The organism is Amycolatopsis coloradensis, assembly GCF_001953865.1.
GTDB lineage: Bacteria > Actinomycetota > Actinomycetes > Mycobacteriales > Pseudonocardiaceae > Amycolatopsis > Amycolatopsis coloradensis.
In genome coordinates, this window is record NZ_MQUQ01000037.1 from 23,392 (window position 1) to 47,548 (window position 24,157).

Annotated in this window: 28 protein-coding genes; 13 read left to right on the forward strand and 15 right to left on the reverse strand. The window is 68.0% G+C overall.

Annotated features, from left to right (window positions below):
* The first annotated feature begins 5 nt into the window (after window positions 1-5).
* Complete coding sequence (locus BS329_RS39805) at window positions 6-818, forward strand: aldo/keto reductase (protein WP_076168560.1); 813 nt, start codon at window positions 6-8, stop codon at window positions 816-818.
* Between the two features lie 66 nt (window positions 819-884).
* Here BS329_RS39805 and BS329_RS39810 read toward each other — a convergent pair whose 3' ends face one another.
* From BS329_RS39810 to BS329_RS39820, 3 genes are read right to left on the reverse strand one after another with little or no spacing between them, the layout of a single operon-like run.
* Entirely contained in the window at window positions 885-1,778 is an 894-nt protein-coding gene (locus tag BS329_RS39810; protein ID WP_076168562.1) for a TIGR03564 family F420-dependent LLM class oxidoreductase, read from the reverse strand.
* Between the two features lie 12 nt (window positions 1,779-1,790).
* Window positions 1,791-2,462 carry a TetR/AcrR family transcriptional regulator gene (locus BS329_RS39815; RefSeq protein WP_076168564.1) on the reverse strand — a complete coding sequence of 224 codons (672 nt, stop codon included), beginning with the start codon at window positions 2,460-2,462 and terminating at the stop codon, window positions 1,791-1,793.
* Window positions 2,463-2,494: 32 nt separating this feature from the next.
* On the reverse strand, window positions 2,495-3,244 hold the full coding sequence (locus BS329_RS39820; RefSeq protein WP_076168565.1) for a class I SAM-dependent methyltransferase: 750 nt from the start codon (window positions 3,242-3,244) through the stop codon (window positions 2,495-2,497).
* A gap of 81 nt (window positions 3,245-3,325) precedes the next feature.
* Here BS329_RS39820 and BS329_RS39825 point away from each other — a divergent pair, with 81 nt between their 5' ends.
* Window positions 3,326-3,544, forward strand: coding sequence for a hypothetical protein (locus BS329_RS39825; protein WP_076168567.1), 219 nt, complete (start codon window positions 3,326-3,328; stop codon window positions 3,542-3,544).
* On the opposite strand, the gene mgrA is transcribed toward BS329_RS39825, so the two are convergent.
* A complete protein-coding gene (gene mgrA, locus BS329_RS39830) occupies window positions 3,528-4,562 on the reverse strand; it encodes an L-glyceraldehyde 3-phosphate reductase (RefSeq protein ID WP_076168568.1) in 1,035 nt (344 codons plus the stop codon). The genes BS329_RS39825 and mgrA overlap by 17 nt on opposite strands.
* 10 nt (window positions 4,563-4,572) lie before the next feature.
* Window positions 4,573-5,529, reverse strand: coding sequence for a helix-turn-helix transcriptional regulator (locus tag BS329_RS39835; protein WP_244197477.1), 957 nt, complete (start codon window positions 5,527-5,529; stop codon window positions 4,573-4,575).
* A gap of 62 nt (window positions 5,530-5,591) precedes the next feature.
* Here BS329_RS39835 and BS329_RS39840 point away from each other — a divergent pair, with 62 nt between their 5' ends.
* Genes BS329_RS39840 through BS329_RS39850 form a run of 3 tightly spaced genes read left to right on the forward strand, consistent with a single transcriptional unit; the run spans window position 5,592 to window position 9,281 of the window.
* Window positions 5,592-7,031 carry an MFS transporter gene (locus BS329_RS39840; RefSeq protein ID WP_076168572.1) on the forward strand — a complete coding sequence of 480 codons (1,440 nt, stop codon included), beginning with the start codon at window positions 5,592-5,594 and terminating at the stop codon, window positions 7,029-7,031.
* Window positions 7,032-7,053: 22 nt separating this feature from the next.
* Window positions 7,054-7,935, forward strand: coding sequence for an AAA family ATPase (locus BS329_RS39845; RefSeq protein WP_076168574.1), 882 nt, complete (start codon window positions 7,054-7,056; stop codon window positions 7,933-7,935).
* Window positions 7,932-9,281 (forward strand): vWA domain-containing protein, encoded by a 1,350-nt coding sequence (locus BS329_RS39850; RefSeq protein WP_076168575.1) that lies wholly within the window; start codon window positions 7,932-7,934, stop codon window positions 9,279-9,281. Before BS329_RS39845 ends, BS329_RS39850 begins: the two co-directional genes overlap by 4 nt.
* Here the strand turns inward: BS329_RS39850 and BS329_RS39855 are convergent.
* Complete coding sequence (locus BS329_RS39855) at window positions 9,278-10,090, reverse strand: lytic murein transglycosylase (protein ID WP_244197478.1); 813 nt, start codon at window positions 10,088-10,090, stop codon at window positions 9,278-9,280. The two genes, BS329_RS39850 and BS329_RS39855, sit on opposite strands and share 4 nt — an antisense overlap.
* A gap of 136 nt (window positions 10,091-10,226) precedes the next feature.
* Window positions 10,227-11,201, reverse strand: coding sequence for an adenosine deaminase (gene add, locus BS329_RS39860; protein WP_076168577.1), 975 nt, complete (start codon window positions 11,199-11,201; stop codon window positions 10,227-10,229).
* A 161-nt stretch (window positions 11,202-11,362) separates the two neighbouring features.
* Between add and BS329_RS39865 the strand changes: the two genes are divergently transcribed.
* On the forward strand, window positions 11,363-11,581 hold the full coding sequence (locus tag BS329_RS39865) for an antitoxin (RefSeq protein ID WP_076168579.1): 219 nt from the start codon (window positions 11,363-11,365) through the stop codon (window positions 11,579-11,581).
* A 2-nt stretch (window positions 11,582-11,583) separates the two neighbouring features.
* On the opposite strand, the gene recQ is transcribed toward BS329_RS39865, so the two are convergent.
* Genes recQ through BS329_RS39880 form a run of 3 tightly spaced genes read right to left on the reverse strand, consistent with a single transcriptional unit; the run spans window position 11,584 to window position 14,655 of the window.
* Window positions 11,584-13,419, reverse strand: coding sequence for a DNA helicase RecQ (recQ, locus tag BS329_RS39870; protein WP_076168581.1), 1,836 nt, complete (start codon window positions 13,417-13,419; stop codon window positions 11,584-11,586).
* A gap of 48 nt (window positions 13,420-13,467) precedes the next feature.
* Window positions 13,468-14,298 (reverse strand): SMI1/KNR4 family protein, encoded by an 831-nt coding sequence (locus tag BS329_RS39875; RefSeq protein ID WP_076168583.1) that lies wholly within the window; start codon window positions 14,296-14,298, stop codon window positions 13,468-13,470.
* 9 nt (window positions 14,299-14,307) lie between these two features.
* Entirely contained in the window at window positions 14,308-14,655 is a 348-nt protein-coding gene (locus BS329_RS39880; protein ID WP_076168585.1) for an ArsR/SmtB family transcription factor, read from the reverse strand.
* 103 nt (window positions 14,656-14,758) lie between these two features.
* On the opposite strand from BS329_RS39880, the gene BS329_RS39885 reads away from it, so the two are divergent.
* Complete coding sequence (locus tag BS329_RS39885) at window positions 14,759-15,271, forward strand: mycothiol transferase (RefSeq protein ID WP_076168587.1); 513 nt, start codon at window positions 14,759-14,761, stop codon at window positions 15,269-15,271.
* Between the two features lie 57 nt (window positions 15,272-15,328).
* Window positions 15,329-15,892, forward strand: a complete 564-nt coding sequence (locus BS329_RS39890) for a hypothetical protein (protein WP_076168589.1) — start codon at window positions 15,329-15,331, stop codon at window positions 15,890-15,892.
* On the opposite strand, the gene BS329_RS39895 is transcribed toward BS329_RS39890, so the two are convergent.
* Window positions 15,893-16,762: a hypothetical protein gene (locus tag BS329_RS39895; protein WP_076168591.1), complete on the reverse strand. Its 870-nt coding sequence runs from the start codon at window positions 16,760-16,762 to the stop codon at window positions 15,893-15,895.
* Between the two features lie 270 nt (window positions 16,763-17,032).
* Between BS329_RS39895 and BS329_RS39900 the strand changes: the two genes are divergently transcribed.
* On the forward strand, window positions 17,033-17,983 hold the full coding sequence (locus BS329_RS39900; protein ID WP_076168593.1) for a hypothetical protein: 951 nt from the start codon (window positions 17,033-17,035) through the stop codon (window positions 17,981-17,983).
* On the opposite strand, the gene BS329_RS39905 is transcribed toward BS329_RS39900, so the two are convergent.
* The 4 genes from BS329_RS39905 to BS329_RS39920 form a co-directional block, all read right to left on the reverse strand.
* A complete protein-coding gene (locus BS329_RS39905; protein ID WP_076168667.1) occupies window positions 17,973-18,599 on the reverse strand; it encodes a TetR/AcrR family transcriptional regulator in 627 nt (208 codons plus the stop codon). The genes BS329_RS39900 and BS329_RS39905 overlap by 11 nt on opposite strands.
* 93 nt (window positions 18,600-18,692) lie before the next feature.
* Window positions 18,693-19,001 carry a cupin domain-containing protein gene (locus tag BS329_RS39910; RefSeq protein WP_076168595.1) on the reverse strand — a complete coding sequence of 103 codons (309 nt, stop codon included), beginning with the start codon at window positions 18,999-19,001 and terminating at the stop codon, window positions 18,693-18,695.
* A 36-nt stretch (window positions 19,002-19,037) separates the two neighbouring features.
* A complete protein-coding gene (locus BS329_RS39915; protein WP_244197479.1) occupies window positions 19,038-20,066 on the reverse strand; it encodes a polyprenyl synthetase family protein in 1,029 nt (342 codons plus the stop codon).
* A gap of 83 nt (window positions 20,067-20,149) precedes the next feature.
* The gene (locus BS329_RS39920; RefSeq protein ID WP_076168597.1) at window positions 20,150-20,593 is read right to left on the reverse strand and encodes a single-stranded DNA-binding protein; all 444 of its coding nucleotides are present in this window, start codon (window positions 20,591-20,593) and stop codon (window positions 20,150-20,152) included.
* Between the two features lie 452 nt (window positions 20,594-21,045).
* Here BS329_RS39920 and BS329_RS39925 point away from each other — a divergent pair, with 452 nt between their 5' ends.
* The 4 genes from BS329_RS39925 (at window position 21,046) to BS329_RS39940 (ending at window position 23,849) form a co-directional block, all read left to right on the forward strand.
* Window positions 21,046-22,260 (forward strand): helix-turn-helix domain-containing protein, encoded by a 1,215-nt coding sequence (locus BS329_RS39925; protein WP_076168599.1) that lies wholly within the window; start codon window positions 21,046-21,048, stop codon window positions 22,258-22,260.
* A 45-nt stretch (window positions 22,261-22,305) separates the two neighbouring features.
* Complete coding sequence (locus tag BS329_RS39930; RefSeq protein WP_244197480.1) at window positions 22,306-22,653, forward strand: hypothetical protein; 348 nt, start codon at window positions 22,306-22,308, stop codon at window positions 22,651-22,653.
* 399 nt (window positions 22,654-23,052) lie between these two features.
* Entirely contained in the window at window positions 23,053-23,385 is a 333-nt protein-coding gene (locus BS329_RS39935; protein WP_143253427.1) for a hypothetical protein, read from the forward strand.
* Complete coding sequence (locus tag BS329_RS39940; RefSeq protein ID WP_076168605.1) at window positions 23,382-23,849, forward strand: hypothetical protein; 468 nt, start codon at window positions 23,382-23,384, stop codon at window positions 23,847-23,849. The genes BS329_RS39935 and BS329_RS39940 overlap by 4 nt, the downstream gene beginning before the upstream one ends.
* Window positions 23,850-24,157 lie beyond the last annotated feature (308 nt).

Here is a 24,157-nt window from a genome sequence, read left to right on the forward strand (position 1 = left end):
CCCCCATGAACGAGTTCGCCATCGGCGGAGACCTGTCCGTACACCGCCTCGGCTTCGGTGCCATGCGCCTGCCGACCGAATCCGGTCCCGGGCGCGAGGACTCGATCGCGGTCGCCCGGCGTGCGGTCGAACTGGGCATCACGCTGATCGACACCGCGCATCTGTACGGCTGGGGGGCCAACGAGGAATTGCTCGCCGAGGCGCTGTATCCGTACCCGGACGACTTGGTGGTCACCACCAAGGTCGGCGTGGTGCGGACCGGGGACGACTGGAAGTACGACGCGCGGCCGGACTCCTTGCGCGCGCAGGTGGAGGAGGGGCTGCGACGGCTGCGCGTGGAGCGGATCGAGCTGCTGCAACTGCACCGCATCGACCCGGAAACCCCGCTGGCCGACCAGCTCGGCGCGCTTCGGGACCTGCGTGACGAGGGCAAGATCGGCCGGATCGGGCTGTCCGAGGTCACCGTGGACGAACTCGCGCGAGCACGGGAGATCGTGGACATCGCGAGCGTGCAGAACCGCTACAGCCTCTTGGACCGGGAGTACGAAGCGGTACTGGAAGCCTGCGAGGCGGCCGGGATCGCTTTCCTGCCTTGGCGTCCGGTACTCGGCGCCGCGTCGAACGCCACTGCCGGGATTGCTGCCGTCGCGAAGGAACTCGGGGCGACGACGGCGCAGGTCGGGCTCGCGTGGCTGCTCGCGCGGTCGCCGGTGATCCTGCCGATCCCGGGGACGGCGAAGATCGCGCACCTGGAGGAGAACTTCGCCGCCGCGGAGATCACGTTGACGGGCGAGCACCTGGAGCGGTTGGGCTCGTGAGGGTAAGGCGCATGTCGCGAAAGCCACTTTCGGGACATCAGACGTCCCGAAAGTGGCTTTCGCGACTCAGGAGGCGAACAGTTCCCGGGTTCGCGCTTGCTCCTCGGGCGTCCCCACCGGCATCAGGATCAGCTCGGTCGCACCGGCCTCTTCGAGCTCGCGGATCCGTGCCCGGACGACCTCCTCGTCGCCGGCGATCACCGTCCCGCCAGGGCCGTCGACCCGGTCACGGGTGAAAATCGCTTGGTATGCCGGGATGTTCGCCGCCATGCCGTAGTGCTCGGCGACCCAGGTCCGCGGCCCGTCAGGGTTGCCGGTGACGGAGATCAGCTGCCCGGTGACGACTCGCGGTGCGGCACGCCCGGCCTCCGTGGCCGCTTTCGTCAGCGTCGGGACGATGTACTCCGCCAGTGAGCGTGGCCCGGCCCAGGTGGACACCACGCCGTCGGAGTAGGCGCCGCTGACCTTCAGTGACAGCGGGCTCATCGCGCCGACGATGACCGAAGGCGGCTCGGCGCCGGGTGCCTCGACGGTGCCGGCAGCGGTCAGCGTCTCGCCGTGCACGTCGGCTTTTCCGTGGTGCAGCAACGGGTAGAGCGCCTGAAGGTACTCGCGCAGATGACGGACCGGGCGGGCGAAGGAGTAACCGTACTGGTCTTCGATGATCGGCCGGTGGCTCAGCCCGACGCCGAGCGAGACCGGCGCGCCCGTGGCGGCTTGTAGCGTCAAAGCCTGTGCCGCCAAGGAAATCGGGTGCCTCGGGTAGGTGGGGATCACCGAAGTGCCCAGCGCGAGACCAGGGGCGGCCGCGCTCAGCGCCACCAACGCGGTGAGGGCGTCCCAGCCACCGCGCTGCGCGAGCCAGATCGCGTCGTAGCCCAGCCGGGCGGCTTCTTTCGCTTGCGCGACGACGTCGCCGAAGGGGACACCGATTTCATCGAGGAGGATTCCGGTCCGCATGCGCGGCTCCCGTCAGTAGGCGCGCCGGAGGTTGGCGCGGTCGATTTCCGCGGTCGCGCGGAAGAGGGCGATGGCGCCCGGCGCCGCCGCGCGCACCTTCGCGGCGGGCGGAGTGGCTGTCGGCTGGAAGGCATGGGCGACGGTGTCGGCCAGCAGGTCGGCGGCGGCTTCGGGATCCGCCGCCGGGGCGAGCAGGAAACCGTGCAGGACGGCTTGATAGGCCTTCGCCAGGTCTTCGACCTCGATGTCGGTGCGGATCAGGCCGTGCCCGGCTTGCAGTTTCAGGTAGTCCAGGAAAGCCTCGTGGTGCCGGGGGTCCTGGTTTTCGTGGAGCTTCGCCGCGAGCTTGCCCAGCACACCGGAGTCGGCGAGGTAGGGCGCGTGGAGCAGGGGCCTGCGCACGACGTTGAGGAACTGGGTGCGGGTCATCCGGTGCAGCAGGGTGAGGCCGGGATCGTCCTCGATCGCCTGTGCCAGGTTCTCGATGGACCGCGCCGCCTCGCGCAACATCACCGCGAGGAACAGCCGGTCGCGGGTTTTCCAGTGCAGGTAAAGGGTTCCCTTGCCGACGTCGGCGTGCTCGGCGACGTCCTCCACGGTCACCCGCCGGTAGCCGTGCCGCAGGAGCAGGTCCGCGGCGGCGTCGAGAATGCGTTCGGCGCGTTCCTGCCGGTCCTCGGTCACGACGCTAGTTTATGACTGGTTTTGAAATTTGGTCAAGTGATGGGTTTGACGGCCTCCACGAGTACCCGCCGGGAGTGCGCGACGAACTTCCCGTCGGTCTCGATCACCCGATGGAGTTCCGCGAGCTTGTCGCGGTACTTCGCCACCTCGAAGCTCGGCACGATCCAGATCACCTTCCGCAGGAAGTGGACGACCGCGGCGAGGTCGAAGAACTCCATCCGCAATTCGGCCGGTTCGAGCCGCTCGACCCGGAGCCCGACGGTTTCCGCCTCGGCCCGCAGCACGTCCGGCGTCCAGCCGCCGTAGTCCTGCGGGCCGAGGAAGAACTCCTTCAGCTCCCGAACGGTCCCGGCGCCGATCTGTTGCGACAGGAAGGTTCCGCCCGGCCGCAGTACCCGCGCGATCTCTCGCCACGGGTTCTCGATCGGATGGCGGCTGCTCACCACGTCGAAGGATTCGTCGGGGAAGGGCAACGGCGCGTCGATTTCCGCCTCGGCCACCTGGCCGCCCAGCGGCGCGAGGGTTTTCCTGGCGACCTCGACGTTCGGCGGCCAGCCCTCCGTCGCGGCGAGGACCGGCGGCGGTTTCGGAATGCCCGCGAGCACCTCGCCGCCGCCGGTCTGCAGGTCCAGCCCGGCGGAAGCCGCCGCCATCCGCTTGCCGAGCAGCCGCGAGTAACCCCACGGCGGCCGTTCCTCGGTGGCCCGGCCTTCGAACCACGAGAAGTCCCAGCCTTCGACCGGGACGGCCTCTCCCTCGGCGAGCAGATCTTCGAACGTCATCTTCGCAGTCTCGGTCCCTCCGCCCGCCGGGGCAACGCGTTTTCGGGACCTGTCCCCGAACGTGGCGGCCACACTGGGCGGATGAACCGAGACACCGAACCGAAACCCGTGTGGACACCGGCGAGTGTGCTCGGCTGGGTGGTCGGCGCGGCCCTCATCCTGATCGTCGGCACCTTGATCGTCGGGGTCATCCTCGGGATGTTCCTCGACAACCTGGCACTCTCCTACGTGTTCGGGTTCATCCTTTCCGCGCTCTACGCCGGCGTTCTCGTCGCGCGAGCAATCAAGCTCCGTCGGTAGACCGCTTCCACAGGTTGATGTCGGCCTCGGTGGCGTAGCGGTCGATCTCGGCCAGCTCTTCTTTGGTGAAGTGCAGGTTCTTCAGCGCGCCGACGTTGTCCTCCAGCTGGGCGACGCTGCTCGCGCCGATCAACACCGACGTCATCCGCGGGTCGCGCAGGCCCCACGCGAGCGCGAGCTGCGCCAGCGTCTGGCCCCGCCGCCGCGCGATCTCGTTCAGCGCCCGGATCTTGCCGAGCGTGTTCTCGGTGATCGTGTCCGGGTTCAGTGACTTTCCTTGCGCGGCACGGGAGTTCTCCGGGATACCGTCGAGGTAGCGGCTCGTCAGCATGCCCTGCGCCAGCGGCGAGAACGCGATGCAGCCCGCGCCTTCGGTTTCGAGGGTGTCGAGCAGCTTGTCGCCTTCGAGCCAGCGGTTGAACATCGAGTACGACGGCTGGTGGATCAGCAGCGGCGTGCCCAGTTCTCGCAGGAGCCGCGCGGCCTCGGCGGTCTTCTCCGATGAGTACGACGAAATGCCGACGTACAGCGCGCGCCCGGAGCGGACGGCGGTGTCGAGCGCGCCGACGGTCTCTTCGAGCGGTGTCTCGGGGTCGAACCGGTGCGAGTAGAAGATGTCGACGTAGTCCAGGCCCATCCGGCCGAGCGACTGGTCCAAAGAGGACAACAGGTACTTGCGTGAGCCCCACTCGCCGTACGGGCCGGGCCACATGTCGTAGCCCGCCTTGGTCGAGATGACCAGTTCGTCGCGGTACGGCTTGAAGTCCGAGGCCAGCAGCCTGCCGAAGTTCTCCTCCGCCGAGCCGTAGGGCGGGCCGTAGTTGTTGGCGAGGTCGAAATGGGTGATGCCCAGGTCGAACGCCCGTCGCGCGATGTCCCGCTGCGTGCCCAGCGGCTTGTCGTGCCCGAAGTTGTGCCACAGGCCCAGCGAGATCGCGGGCAGCTTCAAACCGCTGCGCCCGGTGCGGCGGTAAGGGATGCTCTCGTATCGGCCCTCGGCCGCGACATAGGTGCTCACGGGCCCGATGCTAGCCGCCGGAGGCGCGGGAGAAGAGGGCGGCGACGGTGCCGAGGTGGTCTTTGAACGCTGAAGGGCTCTCGACCTCGAAGGGCGCGCCGATCGCGGCGAGGATCAGCACGGGCCAGTCGAAGGTGTCGACGTTCATCGTCAGGCGGCAGGACTCCTCGTCGATCGCTTCGAGCGCGCCGCCGACATACCGCACCGCCGCCTCGACCTGGGCTTTCGGCGCCTCGACCCGGACGACCAGCGTATGCGTGGTCGGCCTGGCCTTGAGGTGGGCTTCGACGAACTTGACGGCGTCGCCGCCCGGGATCTCCCGCGGCCGGTAGCGGGCGCCCGTGGTCCGCGGCTCGGTGAGCCTGTCGACGCGGAAAGTGCGCCAGTCCACCCGGTCGAGATCCCACGCCACCAGGTACCACCGGCGGCCGAGTGAGACGAGCCGATGCGGCTCGACCAGCCGCGCGGACTCCTCACCGCCGCGGGCCGCGTAGTCGAACTTCAGTCTTTCGTCGTCTCGGCAGGCCTGCGCGATCACCGTCAGGCTGGCCGCGTTGACCCGGGGGCCGGTGACCGCCGCCGGCGTCGTGTACGCCTGGAGCGCGTCGACGCGCCTGCGCAACCGGGGCGGCATCACCTGGACGACCTTCGTCAGCGCCCGGACAGACGTCTCCTCGATGCCTTCGACCGACCCGCTCGCCGCCGTCCGCAGGCCGACCGCGATCGCGACGGCCTCCTCGTCATCCAGCAACAGCGGTGGCATGACCGTGCCCGACCGCAGCTGGTAGCCGCCCGCGACGCCGCGGCTCGCGTTGACCGGATAGCCCAGCTCGCGCAGTCGTTCGACGTCGCGTCTCAGCGTCCGCTCGCTCACTTCGAGTTTGTCGCTCAGTTCGATTCCCGACCAGAAGCGGTGTGTCTGCAGCAGGGACAGCAGCCGCAGCATCCGCGCACTCGTATTCGCCATGAATCCAGATTCGCCCCGATTCCGGTCAGAAAGTGGCCGGAATTGACTTTAGCGTGGGTTCCATGACGATGACACTGGATACTCCGAGCGGTCTGACCACGGAAAACGTGGAGAAGCCGTACCGCTGGCGCTGGCCCGCGCTGTCCGTGATCCTGACCGGTTCGGTGATGGAACTGCTCGACATGACGGTCACGAGCATCGCCGGTCCGGTCATGCGGGCCTCGCTCGGCGGCGGCACGGCGATGATCCAGTGGCTCGGCGTCGCGTACACCCTCGCGATGGTGTCCGGCCTGCTCACCGGCGGGCGGCTCGGCGACATCTTCGGCCGCAAGCGCATGTTCCTGATCGGCGCGATCGGCTTCGTCGTCGGCTCGCTGTTCTGCGCGATCGCGGTGAGCCCCGAGATGATCATCACCGCACGGGTGGTGCAGGGCCTGTTCGGCGCCGCGATGGTCCCGCAGGGCCTCGGGATGATGAAGGAGATGTTCTCCGGCAAGGAACTCCAGTCCGCGTTCGGCATGTTCGGCCCGGTCATGGGCCTCGCCGCGGTCGGTGGGCCGATCCTGGCGGGCTGGCTCGTCGACGCCGACCTCTTCGGCACCGGCTGGCGGATGATCTTCCTGATCAACCTCCCGATCGGTGCGCTGGCCGTGCTGGCCGCGGTGAAGTTCCTGCCTGCCAACCGGCCCGGCGCCTCGCTCAAACTCGACATCCCCGGCGCGCTGCTCGCCACGACCGGTGCGCTGCTGATCGTCTTCCCGCTGGTGCAGGGCCGCGAGTACGGCTGGCCGCTGTGGACGTTCGCGATGATGGCGGCCGCTGTCGTGGTGTTCGGCGTCTTCGCTTGGTACGAGAAGCGCAAGAGCCTCCGCGGCGGCGCCCCGCTGGTGGAGCCCAGCCTGTTCCGCAAGCGCAGCTTCCTCGCCGGGATGGCGACCGGGACGATCTACTTCGCGGCGTTCTCCGGCTTCGGCCTCGTGTTCACGCTGTACCTGCAGCTCGGGCTCGGCTTCTCGCCGCTCAAGGCCGGTCTGACCGGGGTGCCGATGTCGCTCGGGATGATCGTCGGGATGGGCCTGGTGCAGGTGGTGCGCAAGCACGGCCGCAAGGTGCTGCACACCGGCGCGCTGATCATGGCCGCGGGCGTGGTCGCCTTGCTGCTGCTCCTCGGCCCGGAGACCGGCCCGTGGCTGATCGCGCCCGCGCTGCTGGTGGTCGGGATCGGATCGGGCCTGATCATGGGGCCGTACTTCGAGATCGCGCTGTCCGGAGTGGAACCGTCGGAGGCCGGATCGGCTTCGGGCGCGCTGACCTCGCTTCAGCAGGTCGGCGGCGCGCTGGGGATGGCGTTGCTGGGCACGGTGTTCTTCGACGCGGGCACCACCGATCCGACCGACGCCGCCCAGCGGACGTTCTGGGTGGTCGCGGTGATGGTGCTGCTCACCTTCGCGGTCGGGTTCCTGCTGCCCCAGCGGATCCGCGACGTAGAGTCGGCCGGGTAGGCGATCGAAGCTGGGAGGCCGCGTGGCTGGGACCGAGTACTTCACCTCCGTCGAAGACGTGACGGCGAAACTCGCCGACACCGGCTACCTGGCCTCCGCGGCCGTCGCCACAACGGTGTTCCTCGCGGACGCCCTCGGCAAGCCGTTGCTGATCGAGGGCCCCGCCGGGGTCGGCAAGACCGAGCTGGCGAAGGCTGTCGCGGAGGCCAGCGGGTCCCGGCTCGTGCGGCTTCAGTGCTACGAAGGCGTCGATGAGTCTCGCGCGCTGTACGAGTGGAACCACGCGAAGCAGCTTCTGCGGATCACCGCCGGAAAAGACGAGACATGGGACGAAGCCCGCAACGACATCTTCGGCGAAGATTTCCTGCTCGCCCGGCCACTGCTGACGGCCATCAAAGGCGACGAGCCGACCGTGCTGCTCATCGATGAGACCGACAAGGCCGACGTCGAGATCGAGGGTCTGCTGCTGGAGGTGCTCGGCGACTTCCAGATCACCGTCCCGGAACTCGGCACGATCACCGCCGGGCGCACACCGTTCGTGGTGCTGACCTCGAACGCGACGCGGGAGCTGTCCGAAGCGCTACGGCGGCGGTGTCTGTTCCTGCACATCGATTTCCCCGACGCCGCACTGGAACAGCGCATCGTGCGGCTCAAGGTGCCGGGCGTGGACGACGCGCTGGCCGCGTCCGTGATCAAGGTGATCACCGCGCTGCGGGCGATGGAACTGCGAAAGGCGCCGTCGGTCGCCGAAACCATCGACTGGGCCCGCACCCTGCTGGCACTCGGTGCCGACAGCCTCGGCGAGGACGTCGTCCGCGCGAGCCTCGGCGTCATCCTCAAACACCAGGACGACATCGTGAAGGCGGACGCGCGACTGGAACTCGGCAAGGTCCTCGACTCGTGAGCGGCGTGCCGGGCAGGCTCGTCGAGTTCGTGGAAGCGTTGCGGGAACACGGGATTCCGTGTGGTCCCAGTGAGACGGTCGACGCCGCCGCGGCCTTGGAAGTGCTCGGGCTCGCCTCACGTGCACAGATGCGGGAGGGGCTCGCAGCCGCTCTGGTCCGGCGCGGCGGCCAGCGCGCGGTGTTCGACGCGACGTTCGACATTTACTTCCCGCTCGGGATCGGCGCGCCGTCTCAGGACCCGGTCGAAGATCTGGCGGCACTGCGCGATCGGCTCGCCTCGGCGCTCGCGGCCAACGACCAGACGGACCTGACGCAACTCGCCGGTCTCGCCGTCGACATGCTGGGGGAGTACGGCGGCACCGCGGGCGCCGGTGGCTGGTCGGCCCACCAGACGCTGGAACGGCTGCAACCGCAGACGCTCGTGGTGCGGGTGCTCGAAGCGATCCGCGCGGGAGCTTTGAACGACTTCACTGACAGACTGGAGCGCGACGACGTCCGCCGCCGGGTCGAAGGATTCCGCGGGCTGGTGCGGACCGAAGCCCGCCGCCGGGTGGCGGAAGTCCGTGGCAGGGAACGGGTTTCGCGGCACGCCGTGCCACCGGCCGCCGATCGCGTCGACTTCCTGCTCGCCAGTCGTGCACAACTCGCCGAACTCCGCCGGGTGGTGCAGCCGTTGTCGCGCAAACTCGCCACCCGGCTGGCCGCCCGCCGCCGACGGCACGCGCGCGGGCAGATCGACCTGCGCCGGACGTCGCGACGTTCGCTGTCCACCGGCGGTGTCCCGATGCGGCCCTCGTACCGGCGGCACCGGCCGGGGCGGCCGGAAATCGTCCTGCTGTGCGACATGTCGGGCTCGGTGGCCGGATTCGCGAACTTCACCATGCTGCTCGTGCAGGCCTTGCGCGACCAGTTCAGCAAGGTGCGGGTGTTCGCCTTCATCGACGCCTGCGACGAGATCACCCACCTCGTCGACACGGGCGCGGCCGACCCCGAAGACCTCGGCGCGCGCATCCTCGCCGACGCCGAACTCACCCGGTGGGACGGCCACAGCGATTACGGCAACGCGCTCGGCGAATTCGCCGAGCGTTACGCGGACGCCGTGGGGCCCAGGACGTCCATGCTGATCCTCGGCGACGCCAGGACGAACGGCGGCGATCCGAATCTGGCCGCGGTGCGCGGAATCGCCGCCAAGGCGAGGCATACGTACTGGCTCAATCCCGAGCGGACCGCGCTGTGGTCCACCGGCGACTCCGAGGCGCACGCCTACGCGGAGGTCGTCGAGATGTACGAATGCCGGAACGTGCACCAGCTGACCAAGCTCGTCACCCGCCTTTTGCCCGCTTAGGGCTTCAGCGCCGCCTTGCCGTAAGCGTCGGCGTTGCTGAACACTTCCTGCCCGTACGCGGCGGAGTTGTTGTAGGTCAGCACCGCGGCCCACCAGCCGGCGGGCTTGCCGAGGTCGCCGCCCCGCGCGCACAGGTACCGCGCCGTCGTCATCGCGGCGTCGTCGATGTTCTGCGGGTCCGGTGCGGCGCCGTCACCGCTCGCTCGGACGCCGTACCGCTTCCAGGTGGCGGGCAGGAACTGCATCGGCCCGACCGCGCGATCCCACTTCGCGTCGCCGTCGAGAGCGCCCTTGTCGGTGTCGACGACCGCCAGCACACCGGGCGAGCCGTCGAGGGGGATGCCGATGATCGGCGGCGTCACGACGCCGTCCTCACCGGCACGGGAACCGTCGTGCCGGGCGTGCTGGGACTCGGTCCGCCCGATCCCGGCGATGGTCGCCCAGGTGATGCCGCAGCGTGCGGGCGCTTTTTCGGCCGCGTTCACGTACGCCCGAAGCGGGCGTAAGGGGATGTCCGTGTTCTCCGACACCTTCGCGATCCAGGCGCCCTTCGCGGGCTCCGCCGGCAGCGGTCCGGCGTCGCCGGGGATCGCCGACCGCGGGGCGGGCTTGAGCGCGGGGACCACGAACTCCGGCTTCACCGGTACCGGCTCTCGGTCGTTGAGGCTGACCACGACCCAGACGGCGCCGGCCACCAAGGCGCCCACGACCAGGAGCGCCAGCATCACGCAGCCGCGCGGGCCGCGCCTCTTAGGCGGGGGCTGCCACTGGTCCATGAGATCCAGGGTCGAAGGGGACGAAGCGGTCACCGGTTCCACGGTACGTGACGGATGTGGAGATCTTGTGGAGCCCGCCTCCCGGGTGAGCCGGGCCATCCATCCCGCGTTTCGTCCTCTAGTTGCGGTACTTGCACGTGCAAGTACCGCAACTAGAGGACGAAACGCGTCAGCGGAGCCAGGCGTCGATCTCCGCGTGGATCGCGCGCTTGAGTTCGGCGGGTGCGAAGGAGGCGTCGACGGACGCCCGGGCGAGACCGGCGAGCGTGAGGTCGTCGTAAGCGAACGCCTCCCGGGCGCGCAGGAACTCGTCGGTCAGCGTGGTGCCGGTGACCGAGGGGACGTCGGTGCTGAGGGTGACCACGAGCCCGGCGTCGACCAGCCGGGGCAGCGGGTGCTCCTCGAACGACGGCACGAGCCCGAGCGTCACGTTCGACGACGGGCAGACCTCCAGCGCGATGCCGCGTTCCCGCACCTCGGCTACCAGCGCGACGTCCTCCAGGATCCGGATGCCGTGGCCGATCCGTTCGCTGCGCCCGAGGTCGAGCGCCTCACGGATGCTGGCCGGGCCCGCGTCCTCCCCGGCGTGGTGGATCAGGCGCAGCCCGGCCTCTTCGGCCTCGTCACAGATTCCCGCGAACGGCGCGAGCGGGTACTTCTCCTCCCCGGCGAGGCCGATCGCGAACACGCCGTCCCGGGCGTAGCGGCGGGCGAGGTCGAGGGTGAGCCGGGCGCGTTCGACCGACCGGCGGCGCGAGTGGTCCAGGAGTACCCGCCAGTGGAGCCCGTGTTCGGCGGCGCCGGCCGAGAGTCCTTTGAGGACGGACACCAGCGGCATGTCCGGCTCGCCGAGCCGTTCGCCGTGCGCCGCCGCGGTGAAGGTGACTTCGGCGTAGCGGACGCCGTCCGCGACCTGGTCCTCGCAGAACTCCCGCGCCACCCGTTCGAAGTCTTCCGGCCGCCGCAGGCAGGACCGCAGCAGCCCGTTGTAGTCACCGAACGCGCGAAACCCGTCGAACACGGGTTGCTCGGCGGGTACGGCGATACCGTTCGCCTCGCCGAGGTCACGGAGCGTGTCCGGCCGGATGGTGCTTTCGAGATGGACGTGCAAATGGGCCTTGGGCAGCTGCGTCAGATCCCGCATGAGTCCGAACGTAGCGGCCTCCGCCCGGCCGCGCGCCTGGTTTTCCGGGGCCTGAGCAGCATCGACATCCGAAATGAGTGATTTGGCGTGCTACGGGGAACCCCATGGGCACCACCGGTCGTTGAGCAGGCACCAGACGACCCCTAGGAAAGGGATCCATCGTGGCTCTACTGCGGAAGTTGACCGCCCTGGCCGGCACCGCCGGGGCCGTGCGCGCCTACGTGCGGAAAAATCCCGAGAAGGTCTCCAAGGTTGTGAACAAGGCCGCGACCTTCGTCGATCACAAGACCAAGGGTAAATATCACAACCAGATCGACGGAGCGGTGCGCAAGGTCGACGGGATGGCCGGACGGCCCCCGCGTCGACCCTACGAGCACTGAGGCTAGCTCCCGGTTGAGAGCGTCTCGAGGATCTGCTCGCCGTACTTCGCGAGCTTGTTCTCACCGACGCCGCTGACCGTACCCAGCTCCTGCAGCGTGGCGGGCCGTTTGGTGGCGATCTGTCGCAGGGTCGCGTCGTGGAAGATCACGTACGCGGGCACTCCCTGCTCCTTCGCCGCCGCGGCTCGCCACGAACGCAGCAGTTCGAACACCGGCGCCGCTTCGGCCGGCATGTCGGCGGCCGCCGCCTTCTTCGCGCTGGATCGCGCCGCCGCCTTAGCCGCCCGCTCCGGCTCACGCCGCAGCTGGACTTTCCGCTGCCCGCCGAGCACCTCGGCGCTGCCCTCGGTCAGCACGAGCGAGCCGTAATCGCCCTCGACCGCGGCGAGCCCCTGCGCCAGCAGTTGCCGGACCACCGCCCGCCACTCGGGCTCCTTCAATTCCGTGCCGATCCCGAAGACCTTCAGTGAATCGTGCCGGTGCTGGGTCACCTTCGGCGTCGACTTGCCGAGCAGGATGTCGATGATCTGACCGGCGCCGAACTTCTGCCGCCGCTCGTTCTGGAGCCGGACGATGGCGGAAAGGAGTTTCTGCGCCGGAATCGTGCCGTCCCAGGTCTCCGGCGGTGCCAGGCAGGTGTCGCAGTTGCCGCACGGCTCACTCTTCTGCCCGAAGTAGCTCAGCACCTGCACACGACGGCATTCGACCGTCTCGCACAGCGCCAGCATCGCGTTGAGATGGGCGCTTTGCGACCGCTTGTGCGCCTCGGATCCCTCCGACATGTCGATCATCTTGCGCTGCTGCACGACGTCTTGGAGGCCGTACGCCAGCCACGCCGTCGAGGGCAGCCCGTCCCGGCCCGCGCGGCCGGTCTCCTGGTAGTAGCCCTCGACGGACTTCGGCAGATCCAGATGCGCGACGAACCGCACGTCCGGTTTGTCGATGCCCATGCCGAACGCGATGGTCGCGACGACGGTGAGCCCGTCCTCGCGCAGGAACCGGGACTGGTGTTTCGCGCGGGTCCGCGCGTCCAGCCCGGCGTGATAGGGCACCGCCGGAATCCCGTTCTCCACCAGGAAGTCCGCGGTCTTCTCGACCGAGTTCCTCGACAGGCAGTAGACGATCCCCGCGTCGCCCTTGTGCTCGGTGCGCAGCAGTTCCAGCAATTGGCGCTGAGGCGAGTTCTTGCCGATGATCCGGTACTGGATGTTCGGCCGGTCGAAGCTCGCGACGAAGTGCCGCGCGTCCTCGAGGTTGAGCCGGGACGCGATCTCGGCGTGCGTCGTCTTCGTGGCCGTGGCGGTGAGCGCGATCCTCGGCACGTCCGGCCAGCGCTCGTGCACCGCGGACAGCATCAGGTAGTCGGGCCGGAAGTCGTGCCCCCACTGGGAGACACAGTGCGCCTCGTCGATGGCGAACAGCGAGATCTTGCCGCGGTCGAGCAGCCGCACGGTCGCTTCGACCGAAAGCCGTTCCGGCGCCAGGTACAGCAGGTCCAGGTCGCCGGAGAGAAACGCGGCCTCGACCCGGTTGCGCTCGGCGTAGTCCTGCGTCGAGTTGAGGAAACCCGCGCGTACGCCGAGGTTGCGCAGCGCGTCGACCTGGTCCTGCATCAACGCGATCAGCGGCGAGATCACCACGCCGACACCGGGCCGGACGAGCGCCGGGATCTGGTAACACAGCGACTTCCCGCCGCCGGTGGGCATGAGGACGAGCGCGTCACCGCCTGAGATGACGTGTTCGACGATGGCTTGCTGGTCGCCGCGGAAGTTGTCGTAGCCGAAAACGCGGTTCAGCGTTTCGAGGGCTTCCGAGGTACCGATGTCGGGGGCTGCCACCCGGACGATTCTAGGGGCGGGGTCCGACAGCGACCGCGCCCGCGCACCTCAGCGCGGGAAATCCCAGTCCAGCGCCCGGTTCCCGGTGACGACCGGCCGGTAACCACCGAGGAGCGTCCCGCCGGTTTCGAGCGCTGTGGCGGTCTGCTCCAGCAGTTCGGTCAGGGTGGCGGGCCACTGGTCGAAGTCCACCGATCCCTCGTGATCCCATTCGCCGAGCCGTCCGGTGCCGTCACGCTGGTCGAGGAACAGTCCGTCGCCGCCGCCGTTGACGGCGATGGGCACGAACCGTCCATGCCACCAGGAGCCGACGCTGTCGTCGGACCCGCTCGAAATCAGCACTTCGCACAGGACTTTCGCCTCGCTCGCGACGGTTTCCGCGGAAGCCGGGTGGTGGAACGGCGGAAGAGCGAAACTGTCACCGATTCCCGATACGCCGTCGTGCCGCGAAAGGGAGGCGACGAGTTCGGCCGGGAGGACGACACCCGCCACTCGTTGCGTCTCGGCGATTCGCGCGGTCGTCGCGGGTGGGCGGAGGGACGCCGCCGTCGTCGGGGCGTTGGCCTTGAGCCACCGTTCGATGCGGTCCCAGGCGGCGCCGACGCGGCGGCTGGTGGCCTCGGGGACCGGGTCCAACGCGGCCGGGCCCTGTCCGGGACGGCAGCCGCTGTCGACGGTCAACGTCGGCCGTGTCGTTGGCGTGGGTGCGACGGTCGGATAGGACGGCGTCCTCGGCGTCGTCCACCGGGACTGCTCGGCGGCGAGCCAGTGCCCGCCGCCGGGTTTCCCGCTGCGCACCGTGACCGCGAAGACGAGGCCCAGCACGATGACGATGCTCGCGACGGCGATCACCATCGCGCGCCCCCAGCCCTTGCGCATGGGCGCAGCCTAGCCGTTCTCCTCCGCGGCCTTCCGGCGTTCGCGGCGGCCGCGCGCGATCTCGGTGGCGAGCGCGTCGAGCGGCCCCGTCCAGAACCGCCGGTACTGCTCCAGCCAGCCGTCGATCTCCTTGAGCGGCCCCGGATCCACCGAGTACAGGCGGCGCGCGCCCTCGGCGCGGACGGTGGTGAAGCCGTTTTCGCGCAGAACCCGCAGATGCTGGGAGACGGCGGGTTGCGAGATCCCGAATTCGCCGCGGACCACCGTGGTCACGTCGCCGGAACTCAGTTCCCCGTCCGCCAGCAGCTCCAGGATCCGGCGGCGCACCGGATCCCCCAGGACGTCGAACGCGTGCATCCGGCAACTATCACGGCCTGGGCTTATATAAGTCAAGGACGCAAGGTTGGAGATCACCTCGTGGTGGCATCGTTCGGGAGACGAACCTTCGGAAGGGGATGCGATGAAACTGGCCGAGGTGGTGGCCGACGAGTTCGGCCGCGTCCAGGAGGTCGTGCACGAGGTCGTCGAGGGGCTCGGCGCCGAACAGCTGGTCGTGAGCCCGGCGCCGGGCGCTAACACGATCGCCTGGCTGATCTGGCATCTGGCCCGGGTGCAGGACGACCACATCGCCGACCTCATGGGCACCGAGCAGATCTGGACCGCGCAGGGCTGGCTGGACCGGTTCGGGCTGCCGTTCCCGGCGGCCGACATCGGGTACGGGCATCGCCCCGAAGACGTCGAGGCGGTCCGGGTCGACTCCGCCGACCTGCTGACCGGGTACTACGACGCGGTGCACGAGGTGACGACGGCTTGGGCCGCCGATCTCGACGAGGCCGCCCTCGACCGTATCGTCGACGACGCGTGGGACCCGCCCGTGACCCTCGGGGTACGCCTGGTCAGCGTGCTGTCCGACGATCTCCAGCACGCCGGGCAGGCCGCCTACCTGCGGGGGCTCGTACTCCGCGATACGTAGCCGAGGTGCCGCTCCACACCGGACGACAGGGTCGCGGCCCGCGGAAACACTGGGCGCATGAGTACTTCCACAGTGCGGCGATCGCCGAAGACGCTTCCTCCGCGGTGGCGGAAGCTCGCCCTCGTCGTCCATGTCGTCTCGTCACTCGGCTGGCTCGGGATCACCATGGTGAACGCGGTCTTGACCTTCACCTCCGTGTTCACCGACGATCCCCGGCGCCAGCAAGCGGCCATCCTGATGATGGACCAGGTCGGCGGCTACCTGCTGCTGCCGATCAGCCTGACCGCGCTGGTCAGCGGAATCGTGCTCAGCACAGGCACGAAATGGGGGCTCGTCCGGTACAGGTGGGTCGCGATCAAACTGGTGCTGACGCTGATCGCGGCCGGGTTGACGTTGTTCTCCCTGCTGCCGGGGATCGGGGAGCTGGCAGCCGCGGCCGAGTCCACCATGGACGACGCGTTCGTCGAAAGGGGCCGTCGCGTGGACGGGTTCTACCCGATCATCGTGTCCACGATGATGTACATGACCATGACCGTGCTGTCGGTGTACAAGCCGGGTGGGAAGACGCCTTACGGACGCCGGGTGACGGCGATCAGGGTCCGTGAAAGCCAGCCTGCCTAGCTAGAACTGCTCGAGGGCCTCGTCGATCCGCTCGGCTTCGGTGGTCAGATCGGCCAAGGTGGTCTGGGCGGCGGCGGTCTCATCGTTCGCCGCCTCCTCTTCGAGTTCGGCGTCGGCGAGCCGCCGCCGGAGATCGTTCGCCTTCTCCGTGGCCTTCTCCGCCCGGCGCTCGGCGCGGGACAGTTCGATTTCGGCCTGCTTGCGGGCCTTCGCGAGATCGGCGGCCTCGCGCCGGAGCCGGTTGAACTCCGCCACCCGCTTCTGTTCGCGCTCGGCCTCTTCGCGGGCCCTGGCCGTCCGCTCCTGCTCGGCCTTCTCGGCAGCCTTCCGTTTCGCCTTCCGCCGGTCGTCCAAATGCGACACGGTGGCGGGCTTTTCCCGCTCCGGGGCGGGTTTCCGGGTCGGCCGCGGGGCGAAGCCGCTGGTCAGCCACTGATCGGCCGCACTGTCCGCGCCAGTGCTCAGGCGTCCGGCCAGCGCGAGCGCCGCCACCTCGGGATCGGCCACGATGGCTTCGAGGGTCGCTTCGACCTCGCGCGCGACCGGCTCGCTCATCGAACGTTCGTCCTGCAAGATCCGGTTCACCAGTTCTTGACGCTGCCGGGTGAGCTTGCGCAGGTCCGCGCCCGCCAGCGCCGAATGCGCCTTCCGCAGGTCCTCGCCCAACCTGGCCAGTTCTTCCAGCTCGCGGGAACCCGCCCGGCGGTTGAGGATGGTGGCCGCGCGCGTGGGTTTCCGGAGCGCGCGGATACGTTCGGCCAGTGCGGCGTCACCCGCCGCCTTGGCCTCTTTCGCCCGCTGATTGCGCACCGAGACGAACTCGGCCGGATCGCCGGCGTAGAGCTCGTCCGCGACCTTGTCGAAGTCCATCGTCCTCCGCAGGTCGGTGGTCAGGCCTCGCTCGGGCTTCTCATCCGGACCACGATGCCACGAGACTCCGTGGTTTTCATCTTTTCGGGGTCATCCACGCGGCCGCCGTAGCGTATTCGCTCGTTCGGTGGCACCCGCCGGACCGGTGAATCCGGAATTGCCGGTAGCCGGTCGGACCAAGGGCGGCTCGGCACTTTGGAGGTGGCGTGCTCCCTGTGCCGGAACAACGATGAGCACCGGGGATCTCGCCGTCTGCCGCTGGAGGCACGAATGTCCGTCACCGAACGCGCTCCCGTTTCTCCACAACCGAACTTCCTCGGTTCCGGACCGTATCCGGAACACCGGTGGCGAGTGGTCCTCTGGTCCGTCCTCGCCGGTTTCGCGCTGACGGTGATCTGGTCGGCGCCTTTTGTGGACAGTGTGATCGGTGACAGTGTGGCGAACACCCTGCTGGGACACGACGCCAAAGAGACCCCGATCGGCGGTGTGCTCGCCGGGACGTTCTTCGCGTTCGTTTCGGGGCTCGCCGGGACGTTCACCGCGTGCAACATCGCCGCCTTCGGTGCCGTCGCCCCGCTTGTCGGCGGAGAGACCGCCGGGCGGCCGAAATTCGTCAACACCTTGAAGCCGCTGGCCTGGATCGCGGCGGGCATGCTGACCGTTTCCGTCGTGTACGGCGTCATCGTCGCGCTCGTCGGGACGCGGATGCCGCAGTTCTCGACGGCTTCGTCGCCGGGCGGGCTCACACCGCGGAACATCCAGTCGATGATCGTCTACGGCGTGATCGGGATCGTGTTCATCGTCTTGGGCCTGGCTTCCGTCGGTATCGTCCGCAACCCGATCGCCGGCCTGACCCGCCGGTTCCCGCCTGCCCCGCTCGTCCTGATGGGCGCGCTCATCGGCGGGTTCCTGATCGGCCGGCCGTTCCCGCTGTTCCGGATCATGTTCCGCAGCGCGGCCGAAAGCCACAACGTCTTCTACGGCGCCGCGGCGTTCGCCCTGCAATCGGTGGGCAACATCCTGGTGATGGCGCTGTTGTTCCTTTTGCTGACGCACGGCACGGGTGGCAGGCTCCAGCACTGGATGCTCGCGAAGCCCACCAGGATCGCCGTGGTGACCGGTGCCGCGCTGCTGGTCGCCGGCACGTTCACGCTGCTGTACTGGGATCTGCGGGTGCTCGGCCGGACCGGCGTCATCTGGTACCCCACCATCAAGTGGTGAAGATCCGCGCCAGCACCTGTTCGACCGAATGCTGAAGGCACCTCGCCGCGTCCTCCCGGCCGGCGAGGTACCTCAGCAGACCTTGCTGGAACAGGCCGTCGAAGAGCGCATAGGCCGTCGACGGCGCCAGATCCGGCGGCTTGCCCAGTAGTTCCGCGTAGCGGGCGACGATCCTCCAGATCATCAGTTCCAGTGTCTCGTCGATGGCGAGGACGTCGGCCCGGAACACCTTCTCGAACAGGCTCTGGTTGCGCAGGTCGTACCAGAGCCGGTGCAGCCGGGCGTCCTCGCGCAGGGTGGTCGCCATCGCGACACCGAAGGCCTGCTTCAGTTCGTCGGCCGTTTCCGCGATCTCGACCAGCTTGTCGTACCGGGTGACGCATTCGGTCTTGTACTGCTTGACGCAGTAGGTGATCAGCTCGGCCTTGTTCCGGAAGTAATAGTGCAGGACCCCGTGGGAGAACTCGGAGTTCTGCGCGATCTCCCGCAGGCTCGTACGGGCATAGCCCAGTTCGGACAAGGTGAGCAGCGCCGATCTCGCCAGCTGCGCACGTCGTTGATCGAATTTGTCCACCTGGCGGGTTTCGTCACCGCTGCGGTCCGCTACGTCGGTCACAGTTCCCGGTTCCCGTCGCTTCGGGTGCCCGCCGACCACGAGCACGTCGTCGGATTCTAGCCCGGGAAAGGAATTTCTTGCCTCCGACAGAATCTATTCGAGCCACTCGGTGATGAAGTGATCGCTTTCGTGGATGTGGACGGCTTCGTAGGTTTCCGGGCCGATCACGGCGAACTTGTGCGGTGTGTCCGCGGGTACGACCAGGACGTCTCCCGTCCCGCCTTCGCGTTCGGCCGCCCCGATGGTGAACCGGGCCCTGCCGCTGACGATGACGAACGTTTCGCGGTACGGGTGCTGATGCAGCCTAGGTCCGGAACCGTCGATACCGGTCCGTTCACGGATGATCGAGATCCCGGACCCGATGTCGCGGCCTTCGACGTTTTCCAAGGCTTCGGTGGTCATTTCGCCACTTTAGGCCGCATCACACCCGCCGTGGGCCTATTCGCCGCGGTCCACCACGAACGCCGAAAGGCCGGTCAGCAGCGCTCTGGCCGGATTGTCGGGGAGGCCGAGCGCGAGATCCCGGGCCTTGGCGGCGTATCCGTGGGCTTCGGCAAGGGCTCGATCCACCCCGGCGGAGTCACGCAGGAGCCCGAGCGCTTCATCGCGCAGCGCCGGGTCGGTCACCGGTCCGTGGCCGATGATCTCGCGCAGGCGCGCGGCACCGGGCCCTTCGTCGTCGAGCGCGTGGAGCATCGGCAGGGTGACGACGCCTTCGCGGAGATCGGTGCCCGCGGATTTGCCCAGCTCGGTGGTGGACGCGGAGATGTCGAGGACGTCGTCGGAGATCTGGAACGCGACCCCGATCAATTCGCCGTACTGGCCCAACGTTTCGATGGTCCGCTCATCCACCCCCGAGACCTGGGCACCGAGCCGCCCCGCCATCGCGATCAGCGACGCGGACTTGTCGGCCATCACCTGGATGTGGTGCTCGTAGGGCGCGTGACGCCCACAGTCTTCGAACGGCCCGGTCGCTTCGAGGAACTGGCCGCGGACTAGCCTGCCGAACGTCTTCGCTTGCAGCCGTAACGCGTAGTCGCCGAGTCCGGCGCCGACCCGCGCCGCGCAGGCGAGCACGTAGTCGCCGATCAAGACGGCTTTCTTGTTACCCCACAAGGAATTCGCACTCGTCACCCCATGCCGCATCGGCGCCTCGTCCATGACGTCGTCGTGGTAGAGCGTCGCGACGTGGACGAGTTCGACGAGCACGGCCGCCGAGATCGCCTCGTCCTGTCCACCGCCGAATGCCGCTCCGGTCAACGCCATCAACGGCCGGAGCCGTTTCCCGCCCGCGCGGACGAGATGGGTGGCGGCCTCGGTGAGATCCGGATATCCGGGGTTGCGCAACACCTCCTGAAGTCTGTTTTCGACCAGGGCCAGCCCGGTGCGGAGTTCGGCGGCGAACTCCGCATGCCGTTCGTCGGCCGGGTCCAGTCCGAGTTCCGTGACGATCGTGGTCGTGTTCACGCCCTCCAGCATCCGAGCCGGAGGTCCGGGACCGCATGGCGCGGGCGGGGGAGATCGGTCCCTCCCAGGAGGGAACCGCCGGGTCAGAAGGGCGGCTCCGGGCTGCCGGCGGCCACCGGCGTTCGCTCCCAGGCGCCGTCGGACGGGGTGCCGCCCGAACTGCGGCCCGCCTTGTTCACCTTCGCCGTGGCATACCGCAGAGACGGGCCGATCTCGTCGACGTCGAGTTCCACCACCGTCCGTTTCTCGCCTTCCTTCGTTTCGAACGAGCGCTGTTTCAACCTGCCCTGCACGATCACCCTGGTGCCGCGGGTGAGTGATTCGGTCAGGTTCTCCGCCGCCTGCTTCCAAAGTGCGCAACGCAGGAACAACGGGTCTCCGTCGCGCCATTCCCCGCTCGCGCGGTCCAGCACGCGCGGCGTCGACGCGACCGTGAAGTTCGCGACCGCCGCACCCGACGGGGTGAACCGCAGTTCCGGATCGGTCGTCAGATTGCCGATCACCGTGAGCACCGTTTCTCCGGCCATGGGACTTTCCTCTCGTTTCAGCGCGCGGGCCCCGATCGGGCCCGCTGTCGCCTGGGAAGAGGAGACCACCGGGGTACGACAGTTTCGGCCGGTCCGTGGCGCTCGGATGTCGTGAAGGGGGCCTTCGCAACAGATAGCTCTCTGACCTGCACAAGATCGTGGCGTACCCCGGTGGACCAGGCGAAATAGCTGTCATCGGTTGTGGTCGGTTTCCGTCCCTAGTTGTCCTCGCGCGTACCCGGCGCGTACCGGTAACCGCCCAGAGAAGACCAGCGACCCCGTACCCGTTCGCCGGGTACGGGGTCGCTGCCTGTCCGGCCTCGCCGGGGCTCGTACTAGGTCACCCCATCGGGCAGCGGCTACCCTGGAAGGTGCCTCTTCGCGGAGGAACGCCCCTGGTCGACGGGCCCGGAGCACGCGGAGGGGTTGACTCCGCGAGAGGGTGGGTCTAGATGGATCATGCCGAGATCGGTGAACGGCTTGCGAGGATTCGCCGTCGCCGGGGTATGAGCATCGATACGGCCGCTGGCCTCGCTGGCATCAGCAAGGCGTACTGGTCGATGCTGGAGAATGGCAAGCGCCGGTTTGAGCGGCGTGGCCTGCTCGAAGATCTTGCTGCGGCGGTCGGCTGCGCCGTGTCGGATCTGACTGGACAGCCGTACTTGCCGGGTGACCGCGTAAGCGCCGAAGCTCTCGCGTCCCTGCCGCCGATATCTCTAGCCCTGTTCGACTCGACGCTTGACGACGTGCCCAGCGACATTCGAGTGCGGCCCGTCGGCGAACTTGCGCGCCTGGCCACTCGGGCGAACGCAGCGTCCGCAGACTCCCGGTACGCACTCGCCGGAAACGACCTTGGCGCGTTGCTCACAGAGTTGCATGTTCACGCCGTCACGGGGGACACAGACACTCGACGGACCGCACTGCGCGCACTGACCGAAGCGTGCATCGTCGCCATCGGCGCCGCGCGAACCCTCGGGAACAACGACCTAGCCGCTATGGCAGCGCGCCGCGCCCAGGACGCCGCTGCACGCCTTGAGGACGCCGCCCTAGGTGGCTTCGCAGCGATGTCCGCCTCTGTGGTTCTCGGCCGCATGGGTGCCCGCCATCGTGCTCAACAGGTCACGAGCATGGCTCTCGACGCAGTGAAGGCCGCAGACCCCCAAGCAACCGACACCGCGCCAGCCGAAGCCGCCGGAATGCTGCATTTGGCGTCGGCTCAACTCGCCGCGAAAGACCGCGACGCGGACACCGCCGAGACCCACCTAGGTGCTGCCGCCGAGCTAGCCGCGCGTACTGGGGAATGCAGCACGCTGCACTACGACTTCGGCCCGGCGAACGTCCAGGCGTGGAGCCTGTCCCTTGCGGTTGAGCTAGGCACTGGTCCCGAACGCGCCGAGCAGATCACGCGGCACACCGACTACGACGCCGGTCTGACCTCGGCTGAACGCCGCGCCGCGCTGCACTTTGACCTTGCTCGGGCCTTCGTGCAGGCCGAAGGTGCGCGCGACGGTGAGGCAATCCGTCACCTCGATATCGCCGATCGAGTGGCACCGCTGCGAATCCGGCATGACCCGATCGCCCGCGAAGTGGTTGCTGAGTTGGACGCGCGGGCGCATCGGCGGGCATGGGAGCTGGACAGTCTCAAGTCACGCCTTCAGGTTAGTTAACAGATTGTGAACGCGTAACGCGCGATTGCTTTTAGTGTCCGACGTGTGACGACGAGTGGCGTGGACGCGTTCAACCAGTACCCGGAGTTGCGGCGTCTGGCGGATCTGCGTGACGCGGGCTGGCTGTTCATGCCGACGTGTGACGCCAACGGTGACGTGATCAAGGTGACTGGGTTGCGCCCGTGGCCGGAAGGTGTCGCGGACGCGCTGCACGTCGGGTCGCAGACGGACGCAGGCGCGCTTCGGATGGATCACACGGGCGGTTTGCTCTGGCAGCGTGATGGGACTGTGGCCGACGTGGTGGGCGCGCTTCTCGCGTTGCCCGCGCCGAGTGATCCGCTGGCGCCTCGTTTGGTGCGAGGTACGGCGCCGAAGCTCTGGACTCCGCGATGAGCTATTTCAGCCGTCGCCGGGCGCGTCGTGCTGCATCTGTCCACAATGCACGGACTGCGCTGATCAGTCTTCCTGTTGTCACGTGGTTCCCGCGTGAGTACACCGAAGACGCACATCGGGGCATCTTGGACATACGGGCGACTGTCAAGACTGCGCGCGGCCACGTGCGGCGTTCATCTGCCGCTGGCCTTCTGTTGCGAGACGCGGACGTGTGGCTTACCGGATGGCTTGACCTGTGGGGGCCGGAGAGTATTCCGCCGCCCCACCTGTCCGCGCTCTATGGACGGATGATCGAACACTTGGCGCGCGTCTCGGAACGTATGTCCCTTGTGGACGATATGGAGAAGCGCAACGTGGACACGGGCGGATGGCCCCATGGATCCGAGTAGCACAAGGATTATGAACGGAATCGCATCGAGCACGAACCGTCGCCCGACGATCTCAGGTGGCGAACGGGTCGTACTGCAAGTCCTCGCCCGCAAGACGACCTTCGGGATGACCTTCCGAGAGATCGCAAGTCTTGTCCAACTGGAGGATCGCGACGTGTACGGGATTCTTTCTTCCCTGCATCGCAAGCGGTTCACGGCAAAACACACGTTCATGAAGAGGCATGGGATTGCTGTTGTGCTGCATTTCTCCACCCCGAGTGGACGGGAACGGCTCATGTCCAGCTTGGAGCTGGAATACAAGAACCTGGTGCACACCATGGGTGCAGTGAAGGACATGGCATGACACAGGGTGTCGAATTCATGCCATGGGATGAATTCCTACAGGTCAACAACTTCTACATGGTGAAGCATCGGGGCTGGAGGCTGTGCGAAGCCTCGCACGACAACACCGTGAGGTACGTGTTCCCGGAGAGTCTGCACGGTGCGCTGGATCATGCAGGGACGTTGACTCTGGCGGCGATTCTGTTGCAGGCGGCGGAATGTCACTTCACGCGGACCCGTCGCGGGCTCCGGATCAGGATCATCACTTCCGGCGCACCCGGCGGTTGCCGGAAACATGACAGTGCCTCGTTCAGAGTCGAGATGCGCAAGGTCTCCTCAGTCGCCAGGCTTGTGGAGACGATCGAGGAGCGGGCGACCGCGACGGCGACGGCCGAGCTGGCGTACTGCCTGATATTCGGAGCGTGCGCTACGGGGGTGGCGGCCCAGCTGGAGTCGGAAGCGGCCAACCGCAGAGCCGTCGACTAAAGGTGTCCGGCAGGGGTCGTCTCGACGCAATATGTGCCCCTCGACTGCCCCTGCCGGGCTTGACGTCCCTCGTGTCTCCCGAGGGATGGCCGGATGGTGGAAGGCGCGGTTCTCGCGCCCGCCCGGTTGCCAGCCGGGTGGGCGCGGGGGCCGTGTCCACTGTAGATGTTTGCCGTTTAGCGATAGGGATAGGGATAGTAGATCGACGTGGCCTGGAACTCACGGCGTGCGCAACAGGATGCGGCGCGCGATGGTGCGAAGCCGCTTCCGAAGCGGTGCGCGCACAGCAATACGGAAACTGAGTGGCT

What these genes read in the sequence shown, in the direction of transcription:
- BS329_RS39900 (WP_076168593.1), top strand. Translation starts at nt 17,033, where the DNA reads ATGTCCGTCACCGAACGCGCTCCCGTTTCTCCACAACCGAACTTCCTC.
- BS329_RS39920 (WP_076168597.1), bottom strand. Translation starts at nt 20,593, where the DNA reads ATGGCCGGAGAAACGGTGCTCACGGTGATCGGCAATCTGACGACCGAT.
- BS329_RS39885 (WP_076168587.1), top strand. Translation starts at nt 14,759, where the DNA reads ATGAAACTGGCCGAGGTGGTGGCCGACGAGTTCGGCCGCGTCCAGGAG.
- BS329_RS39805 (WP_076168560.1), top strand. Translation starts at nt 6, where the DNA reads ATGAACGAGTTCGCCATCGGCGGAGACCTGTCCGTACACCGCCTCGGC.
- BS329_RS39825 (WP_076168567.1), top strand. Translation starts at nt 3,326, where the DNA reads ATGAACCGAGACACCGAACCGAAACCCGTGTGGACACCGGCGAGTGTG.
- BS329_RS39925 (WP_076168599.1), top strand. Translation starts at nt 21,046, where the DNA reads ATGGATCATGCCGAGATCGGTGAACGGCTTGCGAGGATTCGCCGTCGC.
- BS329_RS39940 (WP_076168605.1), top strand. Translation starts at nt 23,382, where the DNA reads ATGACACAGGGTGTCGAATTCATGCCATGGGATGAATTCCTACAGGTC.
- BS329_RS39880 (WP_076168585.1), bottom strand. Translation starts at nt 14,655, where the DNA reads ATGCACGCGTTCGACGTCCTGGGGGATCCGGTGCGCCGCCGGATCCTG.
- BS329_RS39835 (WP_244197477.1), bottom strand. Translation starts at nt 5,529, where the DNA reads ATGGCGAATACGAGTGCGCGGATGCTGCGGCTGCTGTCCCTGCTGCAG.
- BS329_RS39890 (WP_076168589.1), top strand. Translation starts at nt 15,329, where the DNA reads ATGAGTACTTCCACAGTGCGGCGATCGCCGAAGACGCTTCCTCCGCGG.
- BS329_RS39935 (WP_143253427.1), top strand. Translation starts at nt 23,053, where the DNA reads ATGAACGGAATCGCATCGAGCACGAACCGTCGCCCGACGATCTCAGGT.
- add (WP_076168577.1), bottom strand. Translation starts at nt 11,201, where the DNA reads ATGCGGGATCTGACGCAGCTGCCCAAGGCCCATTTGCACGTCCATCTC.
- BS329_RS39810 (WP_076168562.1), bottom strand. Translation starts at nt 1,778, where the DNA reads ATGCGGACCGGAATCCTCCTCGATGAAATCGGTGTCCCCTTCGGCGAC.
- BS329_RS39895 (WP_076168591.1), bottom strand. Translation starts at nt 16,762, where the DNA reads ATGGACTTCGACAAGGTCGCGGACGAGCTCTACGCCGGCGATCCGGCC.
- BS329_RS39875 (WP_076168583.1), bottom strand. Translation starts at nt 14,298, where the DNA reads ATGCGCAAGGGCTGGGGGCGCGCGATGGTGATCGCCGTCGCGAGCATC.
- BS329_RS39910 (WP_076168595.1), bottom strand. Translation starts at nt 19,001, where the DNA reads ATGACCACCGAAGCCTTGGAAAACGTCGAAGGCCGCGACATCGGGTCC.
- BS329_RS39820 (WP_076168565.1), bottom strand. Translation starts at nt 3,244, where the DNA reads ATGACGTTCGAAGATCTGCTCGCCGAGGGAGAGGCCGTCCCGGTCGAA.
- BS329_RS39840 (WP_076168572.1), top strand. Translation starts at nt 5,592, where the DNA reads ATGACGATGACACTGGATACTCCGAGCGGTCTGACCACGGAAAACGTG.